A 23438-nucleotide genomic window follows, 5' to 3' on the forward strand; every position below is an offset into this window, starting at 1 on the left:
GTTCGGGGGTGTGTCATCACCCCGTCCCATCGGGTTAGCCTGTACCCCAATGGGCGGCGCACCTGTGACCAGTGCGCTAGGTTAGGCGGCGAAGCCCGAAATCGCTTTGGCGATGTTGATCGCGCCATTCAAGTCGGCATGAATCGCATATCCGCATTTTTTGCATTGGAAGTGGATGCCGTTTCGGTTCGCTTTCTCCCGATGCCCGCATCGGCATGTTTGGCTTGTATAGGTCGGCTTCACCCACTCCACCCGAATGCCCGCCATTTCCGCTTTATAGGCAATCATCGTTTGCAATTGATGAAACGCCCAGGAATGGAGACTTCGTCCTGCTTCTTTTGCCGATGTTGCCCGCTTTCGAATCCCCGTCAACTCTTCCATCCGAATCACGCCAACACCGTTGGCGAGGGCAAAACGGACGATTTGACGGCTGATTTTATGGTTCCTATCCTTCATCCAGCGGGACTCTTTACGGCCGATTTTGCGAATCATATGGAGCTTCTTGGCTTTGCCTAACTTTCGCCGCAAAGCCGCATATCGCCTGCGAATGAAAGCGCATTGGCTGCCCTTGAAAAACAACGATTTCGTTCCTACGCTGGCAACGGCGATATAACGAAGTCCCAAATCAACGCCCATTACCTTGGTTTCTTCCCGTTGTTGGACTTCAAATGTGATCGCAACAGCCAAGCACCATTTCTTTCTCTTTTTGTAGAGCTTGGCTGCCCCTTGTTTGGCGGTTCCATTAAGCAGCCGATTCAGCCATGCTTCTTGATAGGGACGCGTGACCACCGGCACGCCAATTCGCTTCTCCAGTGTGGGGAATGAAACCGTGTAGAACTCTCCCTTCTTTTCCACCTTTACGTTTTGATTGTTAAAGCAACACCATAATGTTCGAAACTTCTTTGTTTTCTGGTTTTTCTTTTGAGACTTCACTTCTCGAATCGTTTGATTCACGACGGCAGAAGGAAACCGTTGCGACGAAAACTCTTTAAAAATTTTGCTCGTCGCTTGATTCAGTTTAGGATGATCCAACAGCCAATTCGCAAACGCTGTATTCACTTCTGTCATCCGTTCATACATGTCTTGTTTGACTTTCGTTGGTTTGTGCAGTTCCAGCCTTAGTGTGATCGTCGGCATGAATTCACCTCCTGGCGACGATGATAGGATACCGTTTTTTTTTAGAATCATTCCATATAAGAAAACGGCTCGCTTTCATCCCACCCCTAAAGGAGCGGGCTTTCTCGCTCGCAGGTCTGTAACCAGCAAGCTTGTCGGATAGGAAGCGCTTACACTCCTCCGCGAGCGGTTCAAGCGGCACGCTCAGCACGACAAATGCTTTTGCCGTTTCGCCCCACTCCGGATGCGGCACGCCGATGACGGCGACGTCCGCGATCGCCGGATGCGTTCGCAGCACATCTTCCACTTCTTTCGGGTAAATATTCACACCGCCGGAAATAATGACGTCCTTCTTCCGGTCGACGATCCAAATGTAGCCGTCTTCGTCGCGGCGCGCCAAATCGCCGGTGTATAGCCATCCATTTTTGATCGCTTCATTCGTTTTTTCCTCGTCTTTGTAATATCCTTTCATCACGCTCTCGCCGCGCAGCACGATCTCCCCGACCTCGCCGGGCGCGACTTCCTGTCCGTTTTCGTCCACAATCGCCACTTCGCAATGGAGGGCGGCATAGCGGCCGACGCTTCCCGCTTTCTCCGCATGCTCCTCAGGCGCCAAGTACGTGCCGTTCGGGCCGGCTTCGGTCAAACCGTATAAACACATCATCCGCTCGGCACCAAAGCAGTCGGCGACAAACCGCACTTCCTCGCGCGACAGCGGCGCCCCGCCGTACATCCAACAACGGACCAAAGAAAGGTCGTATTCAGCAAACCGCGGATGCTTCACCGCGTCCGACAGCAAGCCGAGCCAATGACGAAGCCAAGCGATTGACCATGCGGTTGACCTCGGCATACGACAGCGCTGATTCTCCTTCTATGACCGCCGTTTTCTCTGGAAATTTCCTCGCATTGCGGGCGAGCAATTCGGAAATGTTCATCCACCCGATTCCTCCCATTCACACAACCGTTTTTCAAAATCGGAAAGCAGCGCTTCCATCTCCGCCTTCAGCTGCAGCAAATCTTCAATCCTCTCGTCCACCTCCTTCAGTTTTCGGCGTCCGTATTCCACCGTTTTTTCAAGCTGTTTCTTCCCCGTGCGATCCTCATCAAACAGCGCAATCATCTCATGAATTTCGTCAAGCGAAAAGCCGAACCGTTTGCCGCGCAAAATGAGCTTGAGTTTCGCCCGCTCCTTTTTCGTATACAGCCGCTGCCCTGACTCGGTCCGAATCGGGGAGAGCAATCCGCGTTCTTCATAATAGCGGATCGTCCGTGTGCTCACATCAAACTCGTGCGCCAAATCGGAAATGGTGAAATAGTGCATGGCCATCCCTTTTCTAGAATCAATATTCTGAATTTTATTTTAATTGACGTTGACGTAAAAGTCAACGGATATGAAAGCAAAGAAACCATCATCCTCCCTTCTCTGTGTCCATTCTCTCCGCCATCCAACCATCAATATAAAAAAATGGATCTGGGAGTCGCCGGCGAAAGGTGAGCATCCCGAGCCAATGCAAGGAAAGAAACAGTCAACCGAACGCTGGAGTCATAAACACTGGAACGCTTCCCCATCATTCACGGCGGCCAGAAGCGAATCGAGCGGCATGATGCTCGTCGATATACTGCCGATCACCGCCGATATCTTGGCCAAATAGCCATGACCAAAGAAAAAAAGCCCCCGTCTAGGGAGCCGTTCCCTCACCCGCCCGCCCCGGTGTAAAAGCGCAAGGCAAACCGCCAAAAGCGACGGGCCAGCCATAAAAAGAGAATGGCCGCAGCCAAAGCCGCAAGCGCTGTCGGGACACGCCATTTTCCAAGCAGCGCCAAAGCCGGCGTATTTGTGATCAACACCGCCGGCAGGATGTAGGTAATCACCAACCGCACCGCGCCGCGGTACATGCTGCCGGGAAAGCGGGCCGTGTCAAAAAACGAATCAAAAATAAACGACAAATCGTCGATGCGCACAACCCAAAACGATGTCGTCATCAACATCATCCATAGCGAATAAATAAGCAAAAGAGAAGCGACCATCACGATCAGAAACATGCATACGTCCGCCGCCGATGGCACGTAGCGTTCGACATACAAGCCGTAGCCGATGACGCCAAGGCCAAGCGCCACATCGATAAGCCGCCAAAAGACAAGGTGGCGGAAGCTGACGTAAAACATGCTGTCGACCGGTTTCGTCAAAATATAATCGAGCGTGCCGCGCCTGACATGCTCAAGCAGCCTTGGCATGTTCGGGCGGAGCGCAAAATCGATGAATCCGCGCAGCGTATTAAAGACGCCGAGCAGCACAAGCACTTCCCCATACGTCCAGCCGCCTAAGCGGTCCGTCTGGTAAAAAAAGATATGGACGGTCAACAGAGCGATTGCGATGCCAAAAAAGCTGGCGATGAAATTGCCGAAAAATTCGCTCCGGTATTCCATTTCCTCGACCAAACAAGCGCGGAAAAACTCGCGGAACACCCGCCCGTATCGCCGCATGTTCATCCACCTACCGCCTGATTTTTTCTCATCCCCGCTTTCCACAGCCATTGCAAAGCACCAATCAGCGCCATCATCCACCCAGCGGCGATTGCAAAGCCGCGCGCCAACTCTCCTCCATCCGCCGTCCCGGTGGCGATTTCGATCGGAAAACTGATCATATAGCGAAACGGCAGCCACTCGCTCCATTCGCGAAGCGCCGGCGGAAGCATCTCGAGCGGCGCGATCCGTCCTGACAAAAACAAGGAAATAACATCGATTACGCCGTACACAGCTGCCACCTTTGTCACCCAAAACGCGAGCAGCCCGCATGAGTAGCTCAGCAAAAACCGAAGCGCCGCGCCAAACACAACCGCCGTCAAAAACAACGCCACTTGGCTTCCCGTCATGTGCGGGCGAAGCGCTGGCCAAAATACCGCCGCCGCCACCCAGACAGGCACTAAAATGACAGCAAACAACCATTTGTAAACGATGTTTTCCGCGATCGCCCAATGGATCGGGTGAAGCGGCCGCAGCAACCAATTCGAAAACGTCCCTTCGCGAATTTCGCGGTCCAGCTCCCATACATCCCACGCGCTCGTCATTCGTTCGACAAAAATGACCGCCATAAAATAAAAAACAAACGATTCGCTCTCTTCCGGATGAATGTTCATCCAGACAAACATCGTGATCAGCGGCTGCGTGATCGCGCCCGTCATCCAGACGAACGTCGCCAAACGATACGCGAGCATTTCGATGTATTTCATCCGCAACAAAGCAATATATTTGCGAATCATACACGCTCCTCCTGAAACGCGCGCGTAATCACTTCCTCAAGCGGCGGGTCTTCAATATTGATGTCGCGGACATCAAACCGCTCTAATAACCGCGCTGCTGTCCCCGCCGCCTTCTCGCGCGCCACCCGCAATACGACTGTTCCTTCTTCGATTTCCGCCACTTCGCCATACTCTCCCCAATCCATGTCTGGAACCCGTGAAAACCGGACTTCCAACCGCTTGTACGGCGCCAGCTTCTCCGTCAGCACTGACAGTTCCCCGTCGTAAATCAATCGCCCGTAGTTAATGATCATCACCCGGTCGCAAAGCGCTGCGACATCACCCATGTAATGCGATGTCAACAAAATCGTCGTCTCGTGCTCCCGATTGTAGTCAACGATAAAGCGACGCACGTTTTCTTGCGTATGAACGTCAAGCCCGATCGTCGGCTCATCCAAAAACAACACTTGCGGCCGATGCAAAAGCGCCGCCGCCAGCTCGCAGCGCATCCGCTGCCCGAGCGACAGACTGCGCGTCGGCTTGTCCAACAGCGGCGCCAAATCCAATAGCTCAACAAGCTCCTCGAGCGTCTGGCGGAACGACCGATCGTCGATGTCATAAATCGCTTTATTGACCAAAAACGTCTCCATCGGCGGAATGTCCCAAATGAGCTGGCTTTTTTGTCCCATCACTAAGCTCATCATTTTTTTAAACTCCGGCTTTTGCTCAAACGGCACAAAGCCGCCGACCGTGATCTCTCCTGATGTCGGATGCAAGAGGCCGGCAAGCATTTTCATCGTCGTCGTTTTCCCCGCCCCGTTTGGGCCTAAAAAGCCGACAATCTCCCCTTTTTCAATCGTAAACGAAACGTCCTTCACCGCCTCAATGACGCGGTAGTCGCGCCGCCATAAACTGCGCGCCGCCTCAAGCCATCCCGCTTCGCGGCGATGGACGCGGAACGATTTATGCAAATGGCTGACACGGATCACCATGTTCATCCTCCAGTATGTGCATACTACTGACATTCTTTTGTTATATCACATTCGAAGGACGCGCCGCAAAGAAAAACGTTTCGTCATCTTTCTTCTATCATCTCTTTCTTTCGTCATGTATAATAGAAGGAGAATCGAACCAGAAAGGGGATTGTCGAATGGGAGCGATCTCAAATGAAATGATTTGGCAAGCGATTAAAGAACTTGCCGAGCAGCTGCAACAAACAAATAGACAAGTACAACAACTTAGCCAACAGGTGCAACAAACGAACGAGCAAGTCGAACAACTTGGCGAACAGGTACAGCAGCTTCACAACCAAGTGCAGCAACTCAACCATCAAGTACAGCAAACCCATGAGCAAGTCGAGCAGCTCGCCAAACAAGCACAGCAAACCAATGAACAACTCAACCAATTAAGCCAGCAAGTGGCCGACATGGACAAACGGCTCACCGATGTCGCCAACGGCCAAAAAATTTTGGTCGAAGAGCTGTTTGAAAACAAAAAGGAGATCAAGCGCGTCAAAACGGCGCTCAATATGTACTAGACGTCAGTCCGCTCCATTTCCTTGATCTCTTCGACGTTTAACGCTTGTTCCATATCCTGTGTGAACATAGCCATCATCAAACAACATTCCCCTGCTTACGTCATACTAAAACTCCGAATCATCTTCGCCGCAAATGAAGCCCGGAAGGTTCTCCTAAACGGATCTTCCGGACTTTCTCATCATGAAAACGGACACGGTCTCGTCTCATCGGCCCAACACCCCTTTCACCATCGTCCGCTCCTCAATCACCGATGGATTTCCAAACTAGCCTAGTCCGCTTGCTTTCTTCCATGCCCCCGACTCCTTTACTTATAATCACTAATACATAGAAAGGTTGTTATTAAGCGTCGTCACTTAATAACAACCTTTCGCATTTCAGCTTGTCTGCGTCTTTGCCGCCAGCGTCTTCGCCAGCTCGAGGAAAAAGTCGAGCGCCTCTGGATTGGCCATTGAGCCCGGGTTGACTGCCTTTTCGAGCGGGAAGCCTAAGAGCAGTTTCCGGATCGGAATCTCCATTTTCTTGCCGTTTAGCGTTTTCGGAATTTGCTTCACCTCGTAAATTTCATCTGGAACAAAGCGCGGCGAGACGTGTTGCCGAATCGATTGGCGGATGCGTTCTTTCAGCTCGTCATCGAGCACTGCGCCCGGCTTGAGGACGACAAACAGCGGCATAAACGATTGCTTGCCCATCATTTCCAAATCGACAATGAGGCTTTCGAACACCCCGTCGACCGCTTCGACCGCACGGTAAATTTCGCTCGTGCCCATGCGGACGCCGGCGCGGTTGATCGTCGAGTCGGAGCGTCCGTAAATGACGCATCCCCCTTGTTCGTCAATTTTAATCCAGTCGCCGTGCTTCCAAACGCCTGGGTACGTATCAAAATAGCTGTTCCGGTACCGTTCGCCGTCTGGATCGTTCCAGAAAAAGAGCGGCATCGACGGCATTGGTTTTGTGATGACAAGTTCACCGACTTCATTGACAAGCGGCCGACCGTTTTCGTCAAATGCCTGCACATCCGCGCCCAACGCGCGGCACGAGAGGACGCCGGCGCGCACCGGCAAAATGGGGGAGCCGACGACAAACGCGGTGCACACATCCGTTCCCCCGCTGCATGACGCTAGACAAATATCGTCCTTGACGTTTTCATACACCCATGCGAACCCTTCGACCGTAAGCGGCGAACCGGTCGAGAGCACGGCCTTCAGCTTTGACAAGTCATATTGCTCTTTTGGCTTCAGGCCGAGCTTCATGCAGACGTTAATAAATGCCGCGCTTGTGCCAAAATGGGTGATGCCCGCCTTTTCGGCCAAATCCCATAGGACGTTGCCGTCTGGATACGTCGGGCTGCCGTCATAGAGCACGATGGCCGACCCGGCCAGCAGTCCGCCGATCAAAAAGTTCCACATCATCCATCCGGTCGTCGTAAACCAGAAAAACGTGCTGTCTTTCGTCAAGTTTTCCGAAATAGTCAATGCTTTCAAATGTTCAAGCAAAATGCCGCCATGCCCTTGGACGATCGGTTTCGGCAAACCGGTCGTTCCCGAAGAATACAAAATCCAAAGCGGATGGCTAAACGGAACGTCTTCATAGACGAGCTCCGCCTTGTCCGCCACGACATCATCCCACAGCACGACGCCCTCATCCGGTGCTTCCATCTGCCCGCGCCAATACGGAAGCAGCACTGTCTTTTTCAATGACGGCAATTTGGCGCGCAATTCGGATACGACCGGCATTTTGTCAAACTCTTTGCCGTTGTATTGGCAGCCATCGACCGCAAACAAGACAGTCGGCTCGATTTGCGCGAACCGGTCAATGACGCTGCCGGCGCCAAAATCCGGCGAGCAGCTTGACCAAATGGCGCCGATCGAGGCGCACGCCAAAAACGCCATCACCGTCTCGGGAATGTTCGGCATATAGGCGACGACGCGGTCGCCGCGCTTCACTCCCATCGCTCGCAATGCTTTGGCGATCGCCGCCGTTTTTTCGGTCAGCTCCTGCCATGACACTTCCCGGTACGGCACGCGTTCCGAACGAAAAATGATGGCCGGGCGGTCGGCGCGCGCATGCCGGAAAATATGTTTCGCATAGTTGAGCGTAGCGCCTGGAAACCACTCCGCCCCTGGCATCTTCCGCTCCCGCAGCACACACTCATACGGCGTTGCCGCCTGAACACCGCAATATTCCCAAACGGTTTCCCAAAATGACTCAAGCTCCTCGACCGACCATGTCCACAGCTCGCGGTATGAAGAGAAGGAGAGCCCTTTATGTTCTCTCAACCAATCCATATATCGATGAAGGTTGGAGCTCTTGATTTGTTCCTCCGTCGGCTGCCAAAGAATCGTCCCTTCCGTAATCGCTTTCATTTCATCGTGCGTCAATGGACGCCGTCACCGCCTTTCTGCCGATAGTTTGTTCAGACTATTCATATAATAACATGATTTCCTACTGTTTTGAATAGTTGTTGGTTCGACAACTCTGTCAGAAAAAGATGAAACAAATTTGTTGACAACAGCGAGGCGACTGGAATATGATAAACACAAAAGTTGGTCTAAGTAAAAAAAATGTCTTTTATAAAAAATATTAACCGGAGGGAAACTTTTATGGCACAAGGAAAACGTTGCCGCCTCTCCGATATGAAACCGGGCGATCGATTTCGCATCGAAAAGGTTGATGTTCCTGATCCTATGTTAAAAAGGCGGTTGCTTGATTTGGGATTTGTGCCCGGCGGGGAAGTGAAGGTTGGACAAAGAAGCCCGCTTGGCGACCCGACCGCCTATCGCGTTTGTGGAACGACGATCGCATTAAGGAAAGAAGAAAGTGACTATATTTACGGGGAGAAGATCAGCCATGACTGATATGACGTATACGATTGCCTTAATGGGAAATCCAAACACCGGCAAAAGCACGTTGTTCAACGTCTTAACGGGCCTGCGCCAACATACCGGCAACTGGCCCGGGAAAACGGTCACTCATGCCGAAGGAGAATGCCGCCACCGCGGCACATTGTACCGGATCGTCGACTTGCCGGGAACGTATTCGCTCTATTCCAATTCAGCCGATGAAGAGGTGGCGCGCGATTTTCTCCTGTTTCAACGTCCTGACGTCACGGTCGTTGTGGTCGACGCTACGGCATTAGAGCGCAACCTAAATCTGGCGCTTCAAGTATTGGAAATGACCGACCGCGTCATTATCGCCATCAATTTGATGGATGAAGCCAAAAAGAGAGGCATCCTGATCAATACAAAAAAATTAGCAACCCGACTCGGCGTGCCGGTCGTGCCGATCTCGGCCCGCAACCGGGAAGGAATCGATGCACTGCTTGATACGGTGGATGCCATGGCGCATGGCCGCATCAACACCAACCCGCTTTCCATCCGGTACAGTCCGGAAATCGAACGAGGCATTGCCAAACTTCTTCCACTCGTTAAAGAAGTGATGGGAGACACGTATCCTGCTCGCTGGATTGCTCTTCGTCTCCTTGACGGCGATACATCGCTGCTTCAAGCGCTGAAACAGCCGCCGCAACCATTGATCAAGGAGGGGAACGCGTATGCCTGCTGCGGATCCATCAAATCGATTTGACCGCTTAATGACAGAAGCGAAATCATTGGCGCCGGACAATGTGCGCGAGCAAATCGTTGCCGCCATCTTTCAAACATCGGCCGAGCTTTATCGGGAATGTGTCACCCATACAAACAGCGTGAAACGTGATCGAACGGAACAGATTGACCGGATCGTCACATCGAAGCGGTGGGGATTTCCAATTATGCTGGCGCTGCTCGCCGCTGTCCTTTACGTGACCATCGCCGGCGCCAACGTATTTTCCGATTCGCTCGCCCGCTTGTTCGGGACAATCGAAACGTATCTCACCATGGCCTTTCAAGCGATTCACGCCCCCGACTGGCTGCACGGCCTCATTGTACTTGGCCTATACCGCGGCACGGCTTGGGTCGTCAGCGTAATGCTGCCGCCGATGGCGATTTTCTTTCCCGTATTCGCTTTGCTCGAAAATTACGGCTACTTGCCGCGTGTCGCCTTTAACATGGATCGCTTGTTTAAAAAAGCGGGGGCACACGGCAAACAATCACTGACGATGGCCATGGGCTTCGGCTGCAACGCGGCGGCCATCATGTCGACGCGCATTATCGAATCACCGCGCGAACGAATGCTGGCCATTTTGACCAACAACTTCGTCCCCTGCAATGGACGCTGGCCGACGCTGATCCTGCTTTCTTCCTTATTTATGGCAGCCGGCTATACAGGCGGATGGAAAACGTTCGTTACGGCGGGTGTGGTCGTCGCCATGGTGTTGTTTGGCATCATCGTCACGTTGACCGTTTCATGGGTCTTATCCAAGACGGCCTTGCGCGGCATTCCGACCCATTACACTCTGGAGCTGCCGCCGTACCGACGCCCGAAAATCATGGACACGATCATCCGGGCCACCCTCGACAAATCACTCTATGTGCTGAAACGGGCGGTAACGGTTGCGGCGCCGGCCGGCATTCTGACATGGGTGCTCGGCAACCTTCACGTGGGAGATACGACCGTGCTGGCGTATTTAGCCGACTGGCTTGACCCATTTGCCAAAGCATTGGGATTGGATGGCTACATTTTGATGGCGTTCATTTTAGGCTTGCCAGCCAATGAAATTGTCGTGCCGATTTTGCTGATGGGCTATTTATCCGCGGGGGCGCTCACTGAAGTCGATGGCCTGCATTCTCTAAAACGAATTTTGCTCGACCACGGCTGGACGTGGCTCACCGCCCTCAATATGATGCTGTTTTCCCTGCTTCACTACCCATGCGGCACGACGCTCGTCAACATTTACAAAGAAACGAAAAGCGCGAAATGGACGTTCGTCGCCTTTGCCTTGCCGACAGCGATTGCCATTGCGGTCACCTTTACGACCGCACAGCTGGCGAGATGGTCGGGGCTTATTTGATCTCTTCTCGAGACTGGCTTAACAGGCTGTCCCGCTCCGAACTTTCTCCTCTCTCACCTTTTGTTTCAAGGGGAGAGGGTTTCTCAGTAAGTAGTGCTGACATATATTTCGCGATAAAAGAAGGATGTCCCGCTTTTTTTTGAGGACATCCTTCATTTTTGGCATTGATGTTCTTTGCTAACACCTGCAGATCATACAGAGTCTACTTGACAGTTTTCGAACATTCCGGCCGTAAAACTTATAACTGTTGCGCTCACCCTTTGCCTCATAAAGACCTGGTCGGCGTGGAGGCTCAACTTTTTCGAGGTGTTTCCATCCGATGGGCAAACAACGATTCCTATGCTGATTGTAGGGTGCCCAGCGCTGTCTTTCAGCAATTCCATGCTGCTCTCTGCTTTCTGCTGAAAAACTCACCTAATTATTCATATCGAAAATTCTTCTCTGCACTTCATGAAATTTCAGTTTCGAAATATATGCGACTTTCTCACTATCGAAAAAATGAGCCAAATACGTTTCGCCAACTTGCGTAATTTTTACTATTTTTTTCAAATTGATAATATAAGATCGGTGAGTCTTAAAAAAACAATTGTCCAGCTCCCTTTCAATTTCGTTCAGCGTCTCCGTTGTTTCATATTGCTCATTTGCCGTGTGAATGACCGTTTTTCTGCTTTCCTTTTCCACGAATAAAATATCTTCCATCGGCAACAAAACAATAGAGTTTTTCGATCGGATTCCAAGCCTTTTGCTCGGCTGTTTCGCTTTTACAGCGGCGCATTGCTTAGCCATTTCAATCAGTTTGCGGGCCTTTTCCAACGCATAAAAGAGACGCGTTCGCTCAATCGGTTTCACGATATAATCCGTAGCGGACACTTCAAAAGCCTCTACGGCAAATTCATCGTATCCAGTAATAAAAATCACCTGGAGGGCAGGCAAAAGCTGCCTGCATATTTTGACCGCCTCCATGCCATCGAGCCCAGGCATATTGATATCGACCAATACAATATCCGGCTGTTCTTGGAGGACAAGCTGCAAAAACTCCTCTCCGCTTGTCGCCTCAGCCACAACGTCGTAATTGGGGAATAAATGGATAAAATGCCGCAAAATCGTTCTTGAAGACGCATCATCATCAGCAATCACGATTTTTAAATCATTCATTGCTTCCTTCCCTTCTTTCTATCCTCCTATTCCAACTAGTGATCTCTCGATTAACAGAACATTTATATCCCCCTCAACTTTTTTCGTCCAAAATGATTTGACCGTTCTCATCTAACACGACCTCAATTTGGCGGTGTTCTTTTTGAAACGTATAGGATGTTTTTCCAATTTGGACAATCGTCCCTTCTTTTACGACACCGAATTTCACCGTTTGGCCATGCGGCACTACGATGCGTGTAACCACTCCGGAATCCGAACCGGCTTCTTGAATCAACGCTCCTTTTCGGGCGTAAGCGCGACCCCCGCGCATGGTCCCTTTTATATCTAGAAAACCATTGGAATGAATGGTGCAGTTATAGCACCCTTGGCCAAAAACGGTTATATCGCCGCTGCAGTAGATCGTGCTATTCAACGCGTAGGCCATCTCGATATAACTGTCTCCGTCATTTGTGTCCGCATATTGTTTCGTTGTTGCCTTTATGTCCTCAAGCAGCTTGGCGAGCTGTTCAAGGGAATGGAGCTCGTTCGGGATGCTCGAGAAAAAACAGAGTTGAAACCGCTCGGCCAAATCGAGCCAAACCGGGTGAAGCTGCTGGCGGCCGCTTTTCCTGACCGTTTCGATATACTTTTGTCCTGTCACAGCCAAAGAGCGGAATTTATGATCCATTAAAAGCTTAATCAACGGGAACAGTCCGTTCTGTTTCCAATCTATCCTTTTAAACGCTGGAGAACTTACTAACTGTTTTATAGAGGAAATCATTCTTTCAATATATTCTTCAATTGTCATTAACAAATGTGCGAGCTCGGAAGCCAGTATATGGCCTGTTCCCGCCGAGATGATGCTTCCAATGACATTTTGTCTGATAAAGACAGCTTGTTTTGACGTAATCGTCGCTCGAGTGACATTTTGGAATATCGTAATATTGCCCTCCGCCTCGACGCTCATCCCGTCTTCGACGCTGCCGGTAATGTCGACGTCGCCATGAAACCGAATATTGCCTGAACTCAAATCGACGTCGCCTTGATGAGTAAGCTTGTCCATCATAAATATATGCACATCGAGTCCTTGTTGCCGAAAAACCGGCCGCCCGCTAGCCAACGCTACAATTTTCGTCCCATTTTCAATTGCTGTTACACCTTTTCCTAAATGGACAGCCACCGGGTGAACAGGTTTAGGCAGAATCGGCTCATTCGTCACCGTCACGCCCGGAACGCCCGGGATCGGAGGATGAACGATCGCGATGACTTGTCCCGGATGAACGGAAGGAATATTGTTTACTTCACGGAAATCAACGGTGCCGTCTTCCCGAAGTTTCGGCCCCGCCTGTTTACTGTCCAAATTGACCGTTAACTCCACCCAACCGTTTTTTCCTTGCTGCGGTTTCACCCCTCTAGCGATGACAAAATCGCCCGGTTTTGTCGCCTTCGCTGCTTCAGCCATCGCGGTAAAATCAAATCCTTGAACAATATTCAGCGATTTTAGTTTTTGCAAAACTGACTTGTACTCAAGTGTATTTTGTATTTCAATATGCTGTTCGGCTTTTAACTCAATATGGTAATCAGGGGAGGCATCTTTAATTCGAAACCGCTTTTTCATCCCCGGCTCTATGTGCAAAATGGCGTGCAACTTGTCTTCATCAAGGACAATATCCCATTTCGTTTCGACCGTTTCCTCTGTAGTTTGTATTTCTAATTGGTCACCTTCAGTGACAACCGTCGTTCCAGCCACTGGATGTCCATTTTTTAACAGAAGAACACCTTGCCCTACAGTAATAGTAGGATAGCATAACGGCGACGAACGATAAAAAATTTTCCCTCCTCGCACCCATGCTTTTCCACTCAAATGATCTTCTGTTGCTTTGATCTGCGCCTCATTCGCATTTGTTGAACCAAATTTCTCTTCTTTGACAGCGCCTGATGATTCCGTTTGCCTTTCTATCTTCGTTAGTTTGACAATGGCTGGTTGGGAACCGATAAACCAAATTCTTCTAGTTTCCTTTTGGATGATTTCAACATGCACCTCTTCGCGTTTGCTTTGCAAAATCGCCAAGCCGACGTGAATGGCCTCATCGATGTTTTTTCCTTTCGAAATGATCGTTTGCCCCATCGCCGCTCCCCCTTGGCAACAACTATTTTTCCTAATGCACTCAAAAGCCATATTCTGCGCCAAATCAACGAAGCCGTGGATTTTTCCGTCATTCACGATTGGGTGGCCCCGTTGTACACGGACAAAACCAGCCATCCGGCAGACGACCCGGAACGGTTTCTTCATTAGGAATGACGAAAGAAGCTTTTTAATTTAAAAAGTTTCGCCACTATCCACCTTCATGTTCACGGTGATGCCAGCAAGCAGGTTGACAGGTCCTTTCACCGTCACGTCAAGCCGGTAGTCATGGCCATGCCCGTTCGGATTGCTGCATAAACCAAAAACGGCTTTATTTTTTCCGCACTCCAACCTCGATCCATAACGGTGTGTCGCCGAAACCGCAATTGCACGTATTAAGTATGTTTATACACCTGCCAGTATTGATCTTTCGCTTATGTTAACTTACCCGGTTTTCCTAAAAGATACCCTTGCGCTGCCGGCACTCTCAAAAGCTTCGCTTGGGCGAGATCCACTTCTTCCTCAATTCCCTCTAAAACGAGCACCATTTTGCGGCCGCAGTAGCTTGCCAACAAACTGACCATTTTTTGTTTTTCTTCATTGGCTGCCAGCCCTTGAGCAAAGTACCGATCCAACTTCACATAATCAGGCTGCAATTCAATAATTTTTTGCAAGGTCGATGCCCCTTTGCCAACATCGTCAATAGCAATGTAAAAACCATACCCTCTCATCAACTCTATAGCTGCTTTTAACTCTCCATCCTTCCATATACCCTCTTCTTCTTTTGTCTCGTTCAATTCGAACACAATTCGGTTTTCAATATACGGAAAGCGTTCAACTACTCTTTTCAAAAACGGTTTAAATTCATGATGCAAAATAGTGGAGGGATATACATTTAAACTCACATTTCGCACCCTGAATAAAAATTCGAAATAAGCCCGATTTGACCGAATAAAAATTAATTATTTTACAATTTTTGTATAAAAAATTATTTTTATGCGAATATCCGGGTTGTTTTTTTGTATATTATGCAAAGGTTGCGAAATATGAGTTTAAAAAAAGCAGCCTTCCCTTATTCTCCAAAAAAGGAAACTGAAAGATGGAACTTTCCAGCAGTACGCGATCCAGTTCGTATAAACATCCTTCCTCCCGAGCCTTTTGAAAGAGATGCTCAACGTTATTGATCCCGTTTACCCGCAACAGCGATTCATATCCAAAGATGCTCCAGTTAAACAAGTCCCACAGCGGCTGGTACACATGTTCAAACTGTTGTTTGTCGATCATTTTTCGGATGGAGACTAAAGTCACACTTTCACTATCCTTTCATAGGATATTCGCCCTGCATCATACTAGTCGACGAACATGAAAATTCGCCTAATACCTTTCGTTTAGCTTTCAATATAACCTTTTTCCATGCATCTGTCTAACTTCGTTCACGCACATCAAGCATCTATACAGCCCTTATCAACACATAAAAGGACATATTAGACCTTTTTTTCGACTTTTTACGACATGTTCAACTCTCGTTTCTGTTATTTCTTGTCATAAAATGCAAAAACGCCCCTTACTTATGAGGGCGCTTTTCCTCCCATATTTTTATTAGTTTTTCAAGAAACACGTTTACCTCCAACGGTTTTGTCATGTAATCCGTAAATCCTGCTTTTAAAGCCCTTTCAATCTCTTTTGGTACCGCATTGGCACTGAGCGCAATCATCGGAATATGCTTTGTTCGTTCATCGCTTTGCAACATTTCCAACACCGTATATCCGCTTATATCTGGGAGATGAATATCGATGAGAATCAAATCAAACCAGCCACTGATAGCCTTTTGCAAGCCTTCGCCGCCATTGCAGGCAAACGTTAACAAAAGATTGGGAAACGGCTTCAATATATGCTCCAACAGTTTCAAGTTGGATATATGATCTTCGATGTATAAAATTTTTTTGTTTCCGAGCTTCAATAACCTCTCCTGATTCACCGGTTTGTTTCGTGATGAATGCGGCCAGCCGTGAAAATAACTGACAGCCGGAAGGCTGAACGAAAAGTCGCTTCCCACGCCCAACTTGCTTTTCACCTCAATCGTGCCGCCCAAAAGACGGATAATCTGCTTGACAAAAGCGAGCCCAATGCCATTGCCGTCGACATGAGTGCCTTTTATGCGATAAAATGGTTCAAAGATATTTTCTTGTTCTTCATCCGGGATGCCTATCCCATTATCTTTTACATGTATAACCACTTTTTCCTGATCATATTTCCCTTCAATAAGGACGGTACCGCCATCACGATTGTATTTAATGGCATTGTCAAGCAAGTTTAATAACACTTGTCTCACTCTCGTCGCATCTGTGTATAAATACACTTGTTCACTAAAGCTCGATCGAGCTTGAATATCGATGTTTTTCTTATTGGCTAACGGTTCGACTAATTTAATGCTTTCTTTAATAATGTCGTCCGGATGGACTACATCATAAGTTAAGGGCAGCCTTCCTGTTTCGATCCTTGCCAAGTCTAACATTTCGTTGATTAAATTTAATAAATGGCGGGCACCTCCCAATATTTCTTGCACAAACTCCCGCTGCCGGCCGTTTAAGGAAGGGTCCATCTCCAACAATTGGGCGAACCCTAGCACTCCGTTCAATGGCGTTCGAATTTCGTGGCTCATGCGCGAAATTAAGTTGGATTTTGCTTGATTGGCTCTTTCTGCCTCCTCTTTTGCCCGCAGCATCTCTTGCTCCATCATTTTCCTTTCTGTAATATCAATCGCCGAGCCGACAACCTCAATCACTTTGCCATCTTTTTTTATGGGACGTAAACTGACTAAATAATCAATCCCGTTTATATTCCCCTCATAGTACAATGTTTCCCCGGTTTCCCATGTATACCGATAATATTGTTCTTTTTGATCGGCAATAGGCTTCGGTAAAAAATCATGTAATCTCTTACCTAGCACTTGTTTAGGATCTATGCCGAAATCATTGAGTAATTCCCCTCCGCATAACGTATGAATAAAACTTTCCCCTCTTTTCACAAATTTAAAAATCATGCCTTGCTGCTGGCACATGGCATTCCATAAATCTCGTTGCACTTTTTTGATGCGCTCCTGATATTTTATTAGCTCTGTAATATCTTTTCCCACCACAAACAACCCTATGACATCTTTCTCTTCCACTATCGGAATAAAAGTAAACTCCATGACAACTCTTTCTTCCCGAGACGTTTTCACTGAAGCCTTAAAGAAGCACGATTGACCTTTTTCTACTTTTCTTAAACATTCATCAATTTTTTCATCATCATGCTCATAAAATAGGTCGTATAAACTGGTCAACGGTGCATCTTGATGAACATGCAGGATCTCCATCGCCTTTGGATTGATGCTTACAATTTCTCCATTAAGGCCAGCAGACAACACAAGATGCGGATTGTAATCGACTAAACATTTGTAATGAGCTTCAGTAAAGTTTTTTTTTTCGCAAAACTTCACGCCGTTCGAGATAAGCAATTACATTAGTCATGATCAATATAGCCATTGTAATAAAAGCGAGGATGTAAGCCAAACTATTAACCGAAATCAAGGATGCCGATTCCGCTCGCATTATTTCTTGGTCATAAGGCAGTTGGAACAATGTTCCTTTCATCGATATATAATGCATTGCTGCGATTCCTCCTCCCAGGACAACGGAACGAACCGCCTTTTTTAAAAACTGATCGTTCTTTACACGGCAGGCAACAAACAGGATAAACAATGTCAAAAACGAAGCGAAAAATGAAATAGCGATCGACAGACAAACAAAAAAACGGATGATGATGCATAGACATCTCCGTTTTCATAGCCGCAACCCCTACGTAACAATGGAGTCAGCCATCCAACATTGTTGCGATGGATCGTTATGACCTATATTTAAGAAGCTGTTGTTTCACAAAAAAAGACGAGCAGCGGTCAAGCGCCCGTCCTTCCTGTCTTAATCAATTATTCAGCGCTATACTTCCCTTACTTCCTCAATATGTGACACATCTCCTTCAACGGCCACGTGAAACGTCCCACCGTCCACTTCAACGATCGTCACACTCGTGCCGTACATATACGGCGGCGACCACAGGTGGTCAATCGGCGTGTCTTTGAACGCCGCCATGAGCGTTTTCAGCACGACGCCGTGGGTGACGATCAAGACGGTCTCCCCCTCGTGCCGCTCGATGATGCGCCGCACCGCTTCAAGCGCCCGCTGCTGTACATCGAGAAACCGCTCGCCTCGCTGTGGAGCGTACAGATGGGGCGCGTTCCAAAAATAGTCGAACGCAACCGAATCCATTTGCCGAATCTCGTCATGCGTCTTTCCTTCCCAATCGCCAAGATGAATCTCGCGCAGCCGCTCGTCTTGATAAATCGGAATAAGCCGCCCGCCGCGGACAATCTCCGCCGTCTCAAGCGCCCGGCCGCTTGTGCTTGTGTAAATCGCGGCCAACTCCACCGCTTCAAGCCGCTTTCCAAGCCGCATGGCGTCTTGCCGCCCTTTTTCCGTGAGCGGCGAATCTTTCCATCCTTGCATCCGCTTTTCGACGTTCCACTTCGTTTCCCCATGTCTTGTCAAATACAAGGTTGTCCCCATGTTTTCCTTTGTTTCTCCTCTCTATCCATCTATCGATCATTCAACCGCCCGCTCAGGCAAGCGAAACGCAACAGATCCTTTTTTGTCAGTTTTCATCTCTGCTTGAATGCCTTTTGGCAACACTGCCATCGGATCTGTATGGCTAAAATCGGCATCATACACAACCGGAAACTCGTACCCGCGTGTCATCGGCTTCGTTTCACGAGTTTCGTTAACTCGATTCTTTCTGGCGTTTCGATGCGCTCGATGGCACGAAACCCATGGTGTTTGTAAAAGCGAATGGCCGGCGCGTTGCCGCTTCCGGTCGTCACGACGATCTCGCTTATCGACGGCTCTTGCTTGATGACAAAGTCGAGCAACGCGCTGGCGATCCCTTGGCGGAAACAATCCGGGTCGACCATCAGCCGGCAAAGGTGAAGCATCTTCCCATTCCGCTCGCAAGCGATCGCCCCAACGAGCCGTTCGCCTTAAAAATAGCCGAAAAAGCGCTCGCCGCATCGTTGCAGAGAAGCGATCGTATCGTGAAGCGGCGGGAGCGCCGTGCTGCCGATGATCTTCGCCTCGATCGTATACGCGCGCGGCTGTAGGTGCAGCACCTTAACGGCCGTTTCGTAGTCTGCTATGTTGAGTTCAATCATCATGCGCCTCCCCCTTTCTATGGCTAAAAAGCGGCCGAACCCCGGCCGCTTTATCTTTCAATGAATGACTTCCTCCATCGCCTCTTGCAGCGAATGAAAGCCTTTTTTCTCTCGGCCGTCTTTTCGGACGGTCCATTCCTGCTTCTCGAGCGCCAGTTCACCGCGTTCGTTTTTTACAAACGGCATGTGAATGGTGATCATCTCATCGTCTTTGGTAATAGCGATTGCCTTCACCATGCTCTTCAAAAATGCCGACTTGGTCGAGTCCATAGGCTTCCATCATCGGCTCGAGCGTGTCGATGAACTCCTCGATCATGACGCTTCGCGGCGCAAATTCCATGGTTTTTCCTCCTCTTGCCTAGTCATCAAGTGTAGTTTGCGACAAGCCGAGGAAACTCATGAGTGGAAATGACCGACTTATGACGAAGGCCCATTGCAGGCCGTGCGGTTGTACGCCTCAAGCCATTGCTGCAACTTTTCCGCCTCGAGCGAGCGACTGAAGTAAAACCCTTGCGCATAGTCGCAATGCATTTGCGAAAGAAGCGCCACCTGCGATTCGGTCTCCACTCCTTCGGCGAGCACTTCGATATCCAGGCTTTTTGCTAAATGAATGATCGTATCAACGATCGTTGCATCTTTCGAATTTTCCGCAATGCCTTGAATAAAACTGCGATCGATTTTCAATAGCGACACTGGCAAATTGCGGATGTATGCGAGCGAGGAAAAGCCGGTGCCGAAATCGTCGATCGCCGCCTGCACGCCGAGCCGCTGAAGCTCGGTTAAAATGTGCCGCCCTGTTTCGATGTTTTCCATCAGTCCACTTTCGGTCACTTCCAAAATGAGCTGATCAGGCGAAAGCCCCGTCTCCCGCAAAATGCGCTTCACATGCTCGATGAGCTCCGGACGATTGAGCAAAAACGGCGACAAGTTGACTGCGAGCTTGAGGCCTGGAAATTTTCTTTTCCACTCTTTCACTTGGCGGCACGCCTGTTCCAACACCCATAACGTAATTTCAAAAATAAACCCGCTTTCCTCCGCCAACGGAATGAAATCAAGCGGCGGAATCTCACCGAGCGACGGATGACGCCAGCGCAAAAGCGCCTCAATCCCCATCGCCTTTCCTTTAGCAAGTTGCACTTTCGGCTGGTAGCATAAATACAACTGCCCGCGCATAATGGCAAACGGCAAATCTTGCTCGATCACCGCGTGCCGATGCTCGGTCGGCCGGTAAAAGGCATAGCCGTTCCGCCCCCGCTCTTTCACTTCGTACAACGCTTGATCGGCATATTTCATCACTTGCTCGATCCGATCGCTGTCTTTCGGGAAAAAAGCGATGCCGATCGACAATGTTGACTGGATCAGCTGTTTTTCATAATAAAACGGCTCGTGAAACGAACTGACAAGCTGTTCCGCCAAGGCAGTCATCTCTGTTTTCGTTATGTTCGGCAGCAACAGAACGAACTCATCGCCGCCGATGCGAGCGAAAAAATCGCCTTGGCGCAACACTCGCTCGACGCGCTTGACCGCCTCGCGCAAAAAGTAATCGCCGGCTTGATGGGAAAAATGATCGTTGATCCATTTGAATTTGTCAAAATCTAAATAACAAAGAGCAAACGGCGTCTGGCTGGCGATCAGCTCATGAATGTGCCGCTCGAAATAGCTGCGGTTGGCGATGCCCGTGAGCGAATCGAAATAGGCAAGTTGGCGCAGCTTTTCTTCGTACCGCTTCCGCTCGCTGATGTTTTTCACTGTCACAATGACGCAATCGAGCGTCCCCGCCTCATCGATGATCGCCTTCCCTTGCGCCTCCATCCAAACCCATTCGCCTTTCTCGCCTTGCTTGCGAAATTCGGCGGATTGCGTCTCGTATGTATCGTACAGCTCAGCCAATTTTTGTGCCACGACCGGGGCGTCATCAGGGTGGACAAACGTCAGCACCTCTTCGTATGACACTGGAAGACGCTTGTTTGTTTTTTGCTTCCATGACGGCGGAATGTATGACAATTCACGATTGGGAGAAAAAATCAACACGTAATCGTTCGAATGCTCAACAATCAGCTGCAGACGCCGTTCCGCTTCGGCAAGCCGCGCTTGCAGGCCGCTCTCCTCCGCTTGGCGGCGAAGGACGCATAAGACGGCGGCCGTCTGTCCGTTTTCACCGATGATCGGCGACACGCCCGCAACCAATAAGCCGTCAAGCAACTCCCAGCGAAAGGCAGCCGGGCGCTGTTTCACCCGTTCAACCAACGCCCGTCCTTCGACGGACAGCGTCCTCTGTTCTTCTTCACTCAGCGCCAAGCCGACAAAAGCCGGATTGTTGTAAATGATCACGCCTTGCAAATTCAAGATGACCACTGCTTCTGTGAAGTGATGGAAAAAGGCCGTATATTTGTCCATGCGATCGTTACCTCGCCGTTCATCATATAAAATAACCCATTGCTCTCACTTCCATTTTTGCGAAAACATCGGCAAAAATCAACAAATTTCGCAAATATTTTTCCAAAAACATGAAACGGCCCGCCAACAACCGGTCACCCGGTTTGCCGCTGGCGGGCGCGAATGGGACACGTTTGGCAGCACGTCCCTCCTTTTGTGTGCACGTACAGGCAGCACGTCGTCCGCTGCATGCCGCTTGCTCCTTTAAAAAAGCGGCGAAGCGGGTTGTCTTTTTGTCCAAACAGGCGGCCGTCGGCTTCATAAACAAGGAAGTGGAAATCGTCGCGAAGCCGGTCAGCGATCGAGGCAAGCAACTCGTCCTCAAGCCATCGGTCATATACCCAATACACATAAATCGCAATGTTTTCCCATAAGATAAGCGGCGACACACGAGTCAGGCGACGCAGCTTGGCGACCAGCGGAGCAAACAAGCCAGCAAACACATCGCGCACGACTTGTTCTCGCCAACGACTGCGTTCTCCACGGCACGCCTCCGCTTCCGGCGGCTCAAAGCGAAACCGCGGCATCCACATCTCCCCTTCGCCGTCCGTGTCAAGCCAAATTCGCCCAGGATCGAGCACAAGCCGCTTGTTCCATACCGACATGGCGTATAGCGTCATCGGTGCCAAAAAGCTTAATCGTTTGACGAGCATCGACGCCGAGACAGCATCGTTCGCCGCCCCCATTTCAGCGCGCACATGCGCGACATACTTAACGAGCTGGTCGTCATTATTAAGCAACTGGGCAAACAACATCGATGATGTGGCGCCATCAGCCGCCCCGCTTGAAAAACGGTACGTTTCCAACGCTTTCATTTCGTCTTCACGCAGTCTCATCATGATACGCCTTCTTTCTGTAAAATGCGCCTCCCTTTCCCATACGGGATGCAAAGCGGGGTGCCAAAGATCGGATCGTACGTGATTTGGCAATCCATCTGAAACACGTCTTTCACGAGCTGGCGGGAAATGACGTCTTCCGGCTTCCCTTCGGCATACACCGTTTTATTGCGAATGACGACGAGATGGTGGGCGTAGCGGCACGCTAAATTCAAATCGTGAAGCACCATGACGATCGTCCGTTGTTCCTTTTCATTCAGCTCAAACAATAAATCTAAAATGTCGATTTGATGCGCGAGATCCAAATACGTCGTCGGCTCGTCAAGCAAAATGATGTCTGTTTCTTGCGCTAATGTCATGGCGATCCATGCGCGTTGGCGCTGTCCGCCGGAAAGCGAATCGACCGGCCGCTCGGCCAGCTCTGTAAGCCTGGTTGCCGCCAAAGCGCGCTCGACCGCCCGCTCATCTTCGTCACTCCATTGCTTGAACCACGTTTGATACGGGTAGCGCCCTTGCTTCACAAGTTGCAACACGGTCAGTCCTTCCGGAGCCATAGGCGATTGCGGCAAAATGGCGAGCCGGCGGGCGATTTCTTTTGTCGGCTGTTTGGCGATTTCTTTTCCATCCAGCAGCACAGCGCCGCTTGTTGGTTTTAGCAGCCGGGCCAAGGCGCGCAGCAACGTCGACTTGCCGCAGCCGTTCGCGCCGATGAACACCGTTATTTTTCCTTTTGGAATCGTCAAGTCTAAACGGTCAATAATGGTCGTCTCGCCGTATGATAGTGTCAACTCCTTCGCTTGCAGTGCGGACACGCGAACCCCCTCCTT

General features: G+C 49.8%; 21 protein-coding genes and 3 pseudogenes. 5 read left to right on the forward strand and 19 right to left on the reverse strand.

What is annotated here, in order from left to right:
* Positions 1–81: 81 nt before the first annotated feature.
* The 4 genes and pseudogenes from BRO54_RS06235 to BRO54_RS06250 all read right to left on the reverse strand — a co-directional run bounded on the left by BRO54_RS06235 (position 82) and on the right by BRO54_RS06250 (position 2437).
* Positions 82–1137, reverse strand: a complete 1056-nt coding sequence (locus BRO54_RS06235; protein WP_074043440.1) for an RNA-guided endonuclease TnpB family protein — start codon at positions 1135–1137, stop codon at positions 82–84.
* 115 nt (positions 1138–1252) lie between these two features.
* Positions 1253–1897, reverse strand: a pseudogene (locus BRO54_RS06240) (AMP-binding protein); the annotation flags it as partial.
* Complete coding sequence (locus tag BRO54_RS20450; RefSeq protein WP_338029254.1) at positions 1878–2069, reverse strand: AMP-binding protein; 192 nt, start codon at positions 2067–2069, stop codon at positions 1878–1880. The gene BRO54_RS20450 and the pseudogene BRO54_RS06240, both read right to left, overlap by 20 nt.
* Complete coding sequence (locus tag BRO54_RS06250) at positions 2048–2437, reverse strand: MerR family transcriptional regulator (protein ID WP_074043441.1); 390 nt, start codon at positions 2435–2437, stop codon at positions 2048–2050. Before BRO54_RS06250 ends, BRO54_RS20450 begins: the two co-directional genes overlap by 22 nt.
* Positions 2438–2507: 70 nt before the next feature.
* Between BRO54_RS06250 and BRO54_RS06255 the strand changes: the two genes are divergently transcribed.
* Entirely contained in the window at positions 2508–2768 is a 261-nt protein-coding gene (locus BRO54_RS06255) for a hypothetical protein (protein WP_239691215.1), read from the forward strand.
* A gap of 43 nt (positions 2769–2811) precedes the next feature.
* On the opposite strand, the gene BRO54_RS06260 is transcribed toward BRO54_RS06255, so the two are convergent.
* Genes BRO54_RS06260 through BRO54_RS06270 form a run of 3 tightly spaced genes read right to left on the reverse strand, consistent with a single transcriptional unit; the run spans position 2812 to position 5344 of the window.
* On the reverse strand, positions 2812–3600 hold the full coding sequence (locus BRO54_RS06260; protein WP_074043442.1) for an ABC transporter permease: 789 nt from the start codon (positions 3598–3600) through the stop codon (positions 2812–2814).
* 2 nt (positions 3601–3602) lie between these two features.
* On the reverse strand, positions 3603–4376 hold the full coding sequence (locus tag BRO54_RS06265) for an ABC transporter permease (protein ID WP_074043443.1): 774 nt from the start codon (positions 4374–4376) through the stop codon (positions 3603–3605).
* Positions 4373–5344, reverse strand: a complete 972-nt coding sequence (locus BRO54_RS06270; RefSeq protein ID WP_074043483.1) for an ABC transporter ATP-binding protein — start codon at positions 5342–5344, stop codon at positions 4373–4375. The genes BRO54_RS06265 and BRO54_RS06270 overlap by 4 nt, the downstream gene beginning before the upstream one ends.
* Before the next feature lie 161 nt (positions 5345–5505).
* Between BRO54_RS06270 and BRO54_RS06275 the strand changes: the two genes are divergently transcribed.
* Positions 5506–5892 (forward strand): hypothetical protein, encoded by a 387-nt coding sequence (locus BRO54_RS06275; RefSeq protein ID WP_074043444.1) that lies wholly within the window; start codon positions 5506–5508, stop codon positions 5890–5892.
* Positions 5893–6267: 375 nt separating this feature from the next.
* Here BRO54_RS06275 and BRO54_RS06280 read toward each other — a convergent pair whose 3' ends face one another.
* The gene (locus BRO54_RS06280; protein ID WP_074043484.1) at positions 6268–8256 is read right to left on the reverse strand and encodes an acetoacetate--CoA ligase; all 1989 of its coding nucleotides are present in this window, start codon (positions 8254–8256) and stop codon (positions 6268–6270) included.
* 237 nt (positions 8257–8493) lie between these two features.
* Between BRO54_RS06280 and BRO54_RS06285 the strand changes: the two genes are divergently transcribed.
* Genes BRO54_RS06285 through BRO54_RS06295 form a run of 3 tightly spaced genes read left to right on the forward strand, consistent with a single transcriptional unit; the run spans position 8494 to position 10838 of the window.
* The gene (locus BRO54_RS06285; protein ID WP_011230980.1) at positions 8494–8748 is read left to right on the forward strand and encodes a FeoA family protein; all 255 of its coding nucleotides are present in this window, start codon (positions 8494–8496) and stop codon (positions 8746–8748) included.
* On the forward strand, positions 8741–9475 hold the full coding sequence (locus BRO54_RS06290; protein WP_074043445.1) for a FeoB small GTPase domain-containing protein: 735 nt from the start codon (positions 8741–8743) through the stop codon (positions 9473–9475). Before BRO54_RS06285 ends, BRO54_RS06290 begins: the two co-directional genes overlap by 8 nt.
* Positions 9444–10838, forward strand: coding sequence for a nucleoside recognition domain-containing protein (locus BRO54_RS06295; RefSeq protein WP_074043446.1), 1395 nt, complete (start codon positions 9444–9446; stop codon positions 10836–10838). Before BRO54_RS06290 ends, BRO54_RS06295 begins: the two co-directional genes overlap by 32 nt.
* 414 nt (positions 10839–11252) lie before the next feature.
* Here BRO54_RS06295 and BRO54_RS06305 read toward each other — a convergent pair whose 3' ends face one another.
* From BRO54_RS06305 to BRO54_RS06370, 11 genes and pseudogenes are all read right to left on the reverse strand, one after another.
* Complete coding sequence (locus tag BRO54_RS06305) at positions 11253–11993, reverse strand: LytR/AlgR family response regulator transcription factor (RefSeq protein WP_074043448.1); 741 nt, start codon at positions 11991–11993, stop codon at positions 11253–11255.
* A gap of 73 nt (positions 11994–12066) precedes the next feature.
* Entirely contained in the window at positions 12067–14100 is a 2034-nt protein-coding gene (locus tag BRO54_RS06310; protein WP_074043449.1) for a flagellar assembly protein A, read from the reverse strand.
* A gap of 431 nt (positions 14101–14531) precedes the next feature.
* Positions 14532–15002 (reverse strand): EAL domain-containing protein, encoded by a 471-nt coding sequence (locus BRO54_RS06315; protein WP_239691216.1) that lies wholly within the window; start codon positions 15000–15002, stop codon positions 14532–14534.
* A 659-nt stretch (positions 15003–15661) separates the two neighbouring features.
* On the reverse strand, positions 15662–17596 hold the full coding sequence (locus BRO54_RS06330) for a PAS domain-containing hybrid sensor histidine kinase/response regulator (protein ID WP_084544545.1): 1935 nt from the start codon (positions 17594–17596) through the stop codon (positions 15662–15664).
* A 478-nt stretch (positions 17597–18074) separates the two neighbouring features.
* Positions 18075–18701, reverse strand: coding sequence for a histidine phosphatase family protein (locus BRO54_RS06340; protein ID WP_074043450.1), 627 nt, complete (start codon positions 18699–18701; stop codon positions 18075–18077).
* Between the two features lie 36 nt (positions 18702–18737).
* Positions 18738–18890 carry a peptidase U61 gene (locus BRO54_RS06345; RefSeq protein ID WP_074043451.1) on the reverse strand — a complete coding sequence of 51 codons (153 nt, stop codon included), beginning with the start codon at positions 18888–18890 and terminating at the stop codon, positions 18738–18740.
* Positions 18887–19342, reverse strand: a pseudogene (locus BRO54_RS20890) (GNAT family N-acetyltransferase). Before BRO54_RS20890 ends, BRO54_RS06345 begins: the two are co-directional and overlap by 4 nt.
* Positions 19343–19396: 54 nt before the next feature.
* Positions 19397–19679, reverse strand: a pseudogene (locus BRO54_RS06355) (DUF5634 family protein).
* A 77-nt stretch (positions 19680–19756) separates the two neighbouring features.
* Positions 19757–21736: a putative bifunctional diguanylate cyclase/phosphodiesterase gene (locus BRO54_RS06360; RefSeq protein WP_074043452.1), complete on the reverse strand. Its 1980-nt coding sequence runs from the start codon at positions 21734–21736 to the stop codon at positions 19757–19759.
* A 134-nt stretch (positions 21737–21870) separates the two neighbouring features.
* The gene (locus BRO54_RS06365; protein WP_074043453.1) at positions 21871–22611 is read right to left on the reverse strand and encodes an IucA/IucC family C-terminal-domain containing protein; all 741 of its coding nucleotides are present in this window, start codon (positions 22609–22611) and stop codon (positions 21871–21873) included.
* Positions 22611–23423 (reverse strand): ABC transporter ATP-binding protein, encoded by an 813-nt coding sequence (locus tag BRO54_RS06370; RefSeq protein WP_074043454.1) that lies wholly within the window; start codon positions 23421–23423, stop codon positions 22611–22613. The genes BRO54_RS06365 and BRO54_RS06370 overlap by 1 nt, the downstream gene beginning before the upstream one ends.
* Positions 23424–23438: the final 15 nt, after the last annotated feature.

This window comes from Geobacillus proteiniphilus (genome assembly GCF_001908025.1).
In the GTDB taxonomy this organism is placed as follows: domain Bacteria; phylum Bacillota; class Bacilli; order Bacillales; family Anoxybacillaceae; genus Geobacillus; species Geobacillus proteiniphilus.

Coding starts and splice junctions, on each gene's coding strand:
- BRO54_RS06235 (WP_074043440.1), bottom strand. CDS start 1,137: ATGCCGACGATCACACTAAGGCTGGAACTGCACAAACCAACGAAAGTC.
- BRO54_RS20450 (WP_338029254.1), bottom strand. CDS start 2,069: ATGGGAGGAATCGGGTGGATGAACATTTCCGAATTGCTCGCCCGCAAT.
- BRO54_RS06250 (WP_074043441.1), bottom strand. CDS start 2,437: ATGCACTATTTCACCATTTCCGATTTGGCGCACGAGTTTGATGTGAGC.
- BRO54_RS06255 (WP_239691215.1), top strand. CDS start 2,508: ATGAAAGCAAAGAAACCATCATCCTCCCTTCTCTGTGTCCATTCTCTC.
- BRO54_RS06260 (WP_074043442.1), bottom strand. CDS start 3,600: ATGCGGCGATACGGGCGGGTGTTCCGCGAGTTTTTCCGCGCTTGTTTG.
- BRO54_RS06265 (WP_074043443.1), bottom strand. CDS start 4,376: ATGATTCGCAAATATATTGCTTTGTTGCGGATGAAATACATCGAAATG.
- BRO54_RS06275 (WP_074043444.1), top strand. CDS start 5,506: ATGGGAGCGATCTCAAATGAAATGATTTGGCAAGCGATTAAAGAACTT.
- BRO54_RS06280 (WP_074043484.1), bottom strand. CDS start 8,256: ATGAAAGCGATTACGGAAGGGACGATTCTTTGGCAGCCGACGGAGGAA.
- BRO54_RS06285 (WP_011230980.1), top strand. CDS start 8,494: ATGGCACAAGGAAAACGTTGCCGCCTCTCCGATATGAAACCGGGCGAT.
- BRO54_RS06290 (WP_074043445.1), top strand. CDS start 8,741: ATGACTGATATGACGTATACGATTGCCTTAATGGGAAATCCAAACACC.
- BRO54_RS06295 (WP_074043446.1), top strand. CDS start 9,444: ATGCCTGCTGCGGATCCATCAAATCGATTTGACCGCTTAATGACAGAA.
- BRO54_RS06305 (WP_074043448.1), bottom strand. CDS start 11,993: ATGAATGATTTAAAAATCGTGATTGCTGATGATGATGCGTCTTCAAGA.
- BRO54_RS06310 (WP_074043449.1), bottom strand. CDS start 14,100: ATGGGGCAAACGATCATTTCGAAAGGAAAAAACATCGATGAGGCCATT.
- BRO54_RS06340 (WP_074043450.1), bottom strand. CDS start 18,701: ATGGGGACAACCTTGTATTTGACAAGACATGGGGAAACGAAGTGGAAC.
- BRO54_RS06345 (WP_074043451.1), bottom strand. CDS start 18,890: ATGACACGCGGGTACGAGTTTCCGGTTGTGTATGATGCCGATTTTAGC.
- BRO54_RS06360 (WP_074043452.1), bottom strand. CDS start 21,736: ATGGACAAATATACGGCCTTTTTCCATCACTTCACAGAAGCAGTGGTC.
- BRO54_RS06365 (WP_074043453.1), bottom strand. CDS start 22,611: ATGAGACTGCGTGAAGACGAAATGAAAGCGTTGGAAACGTACCGTTTT.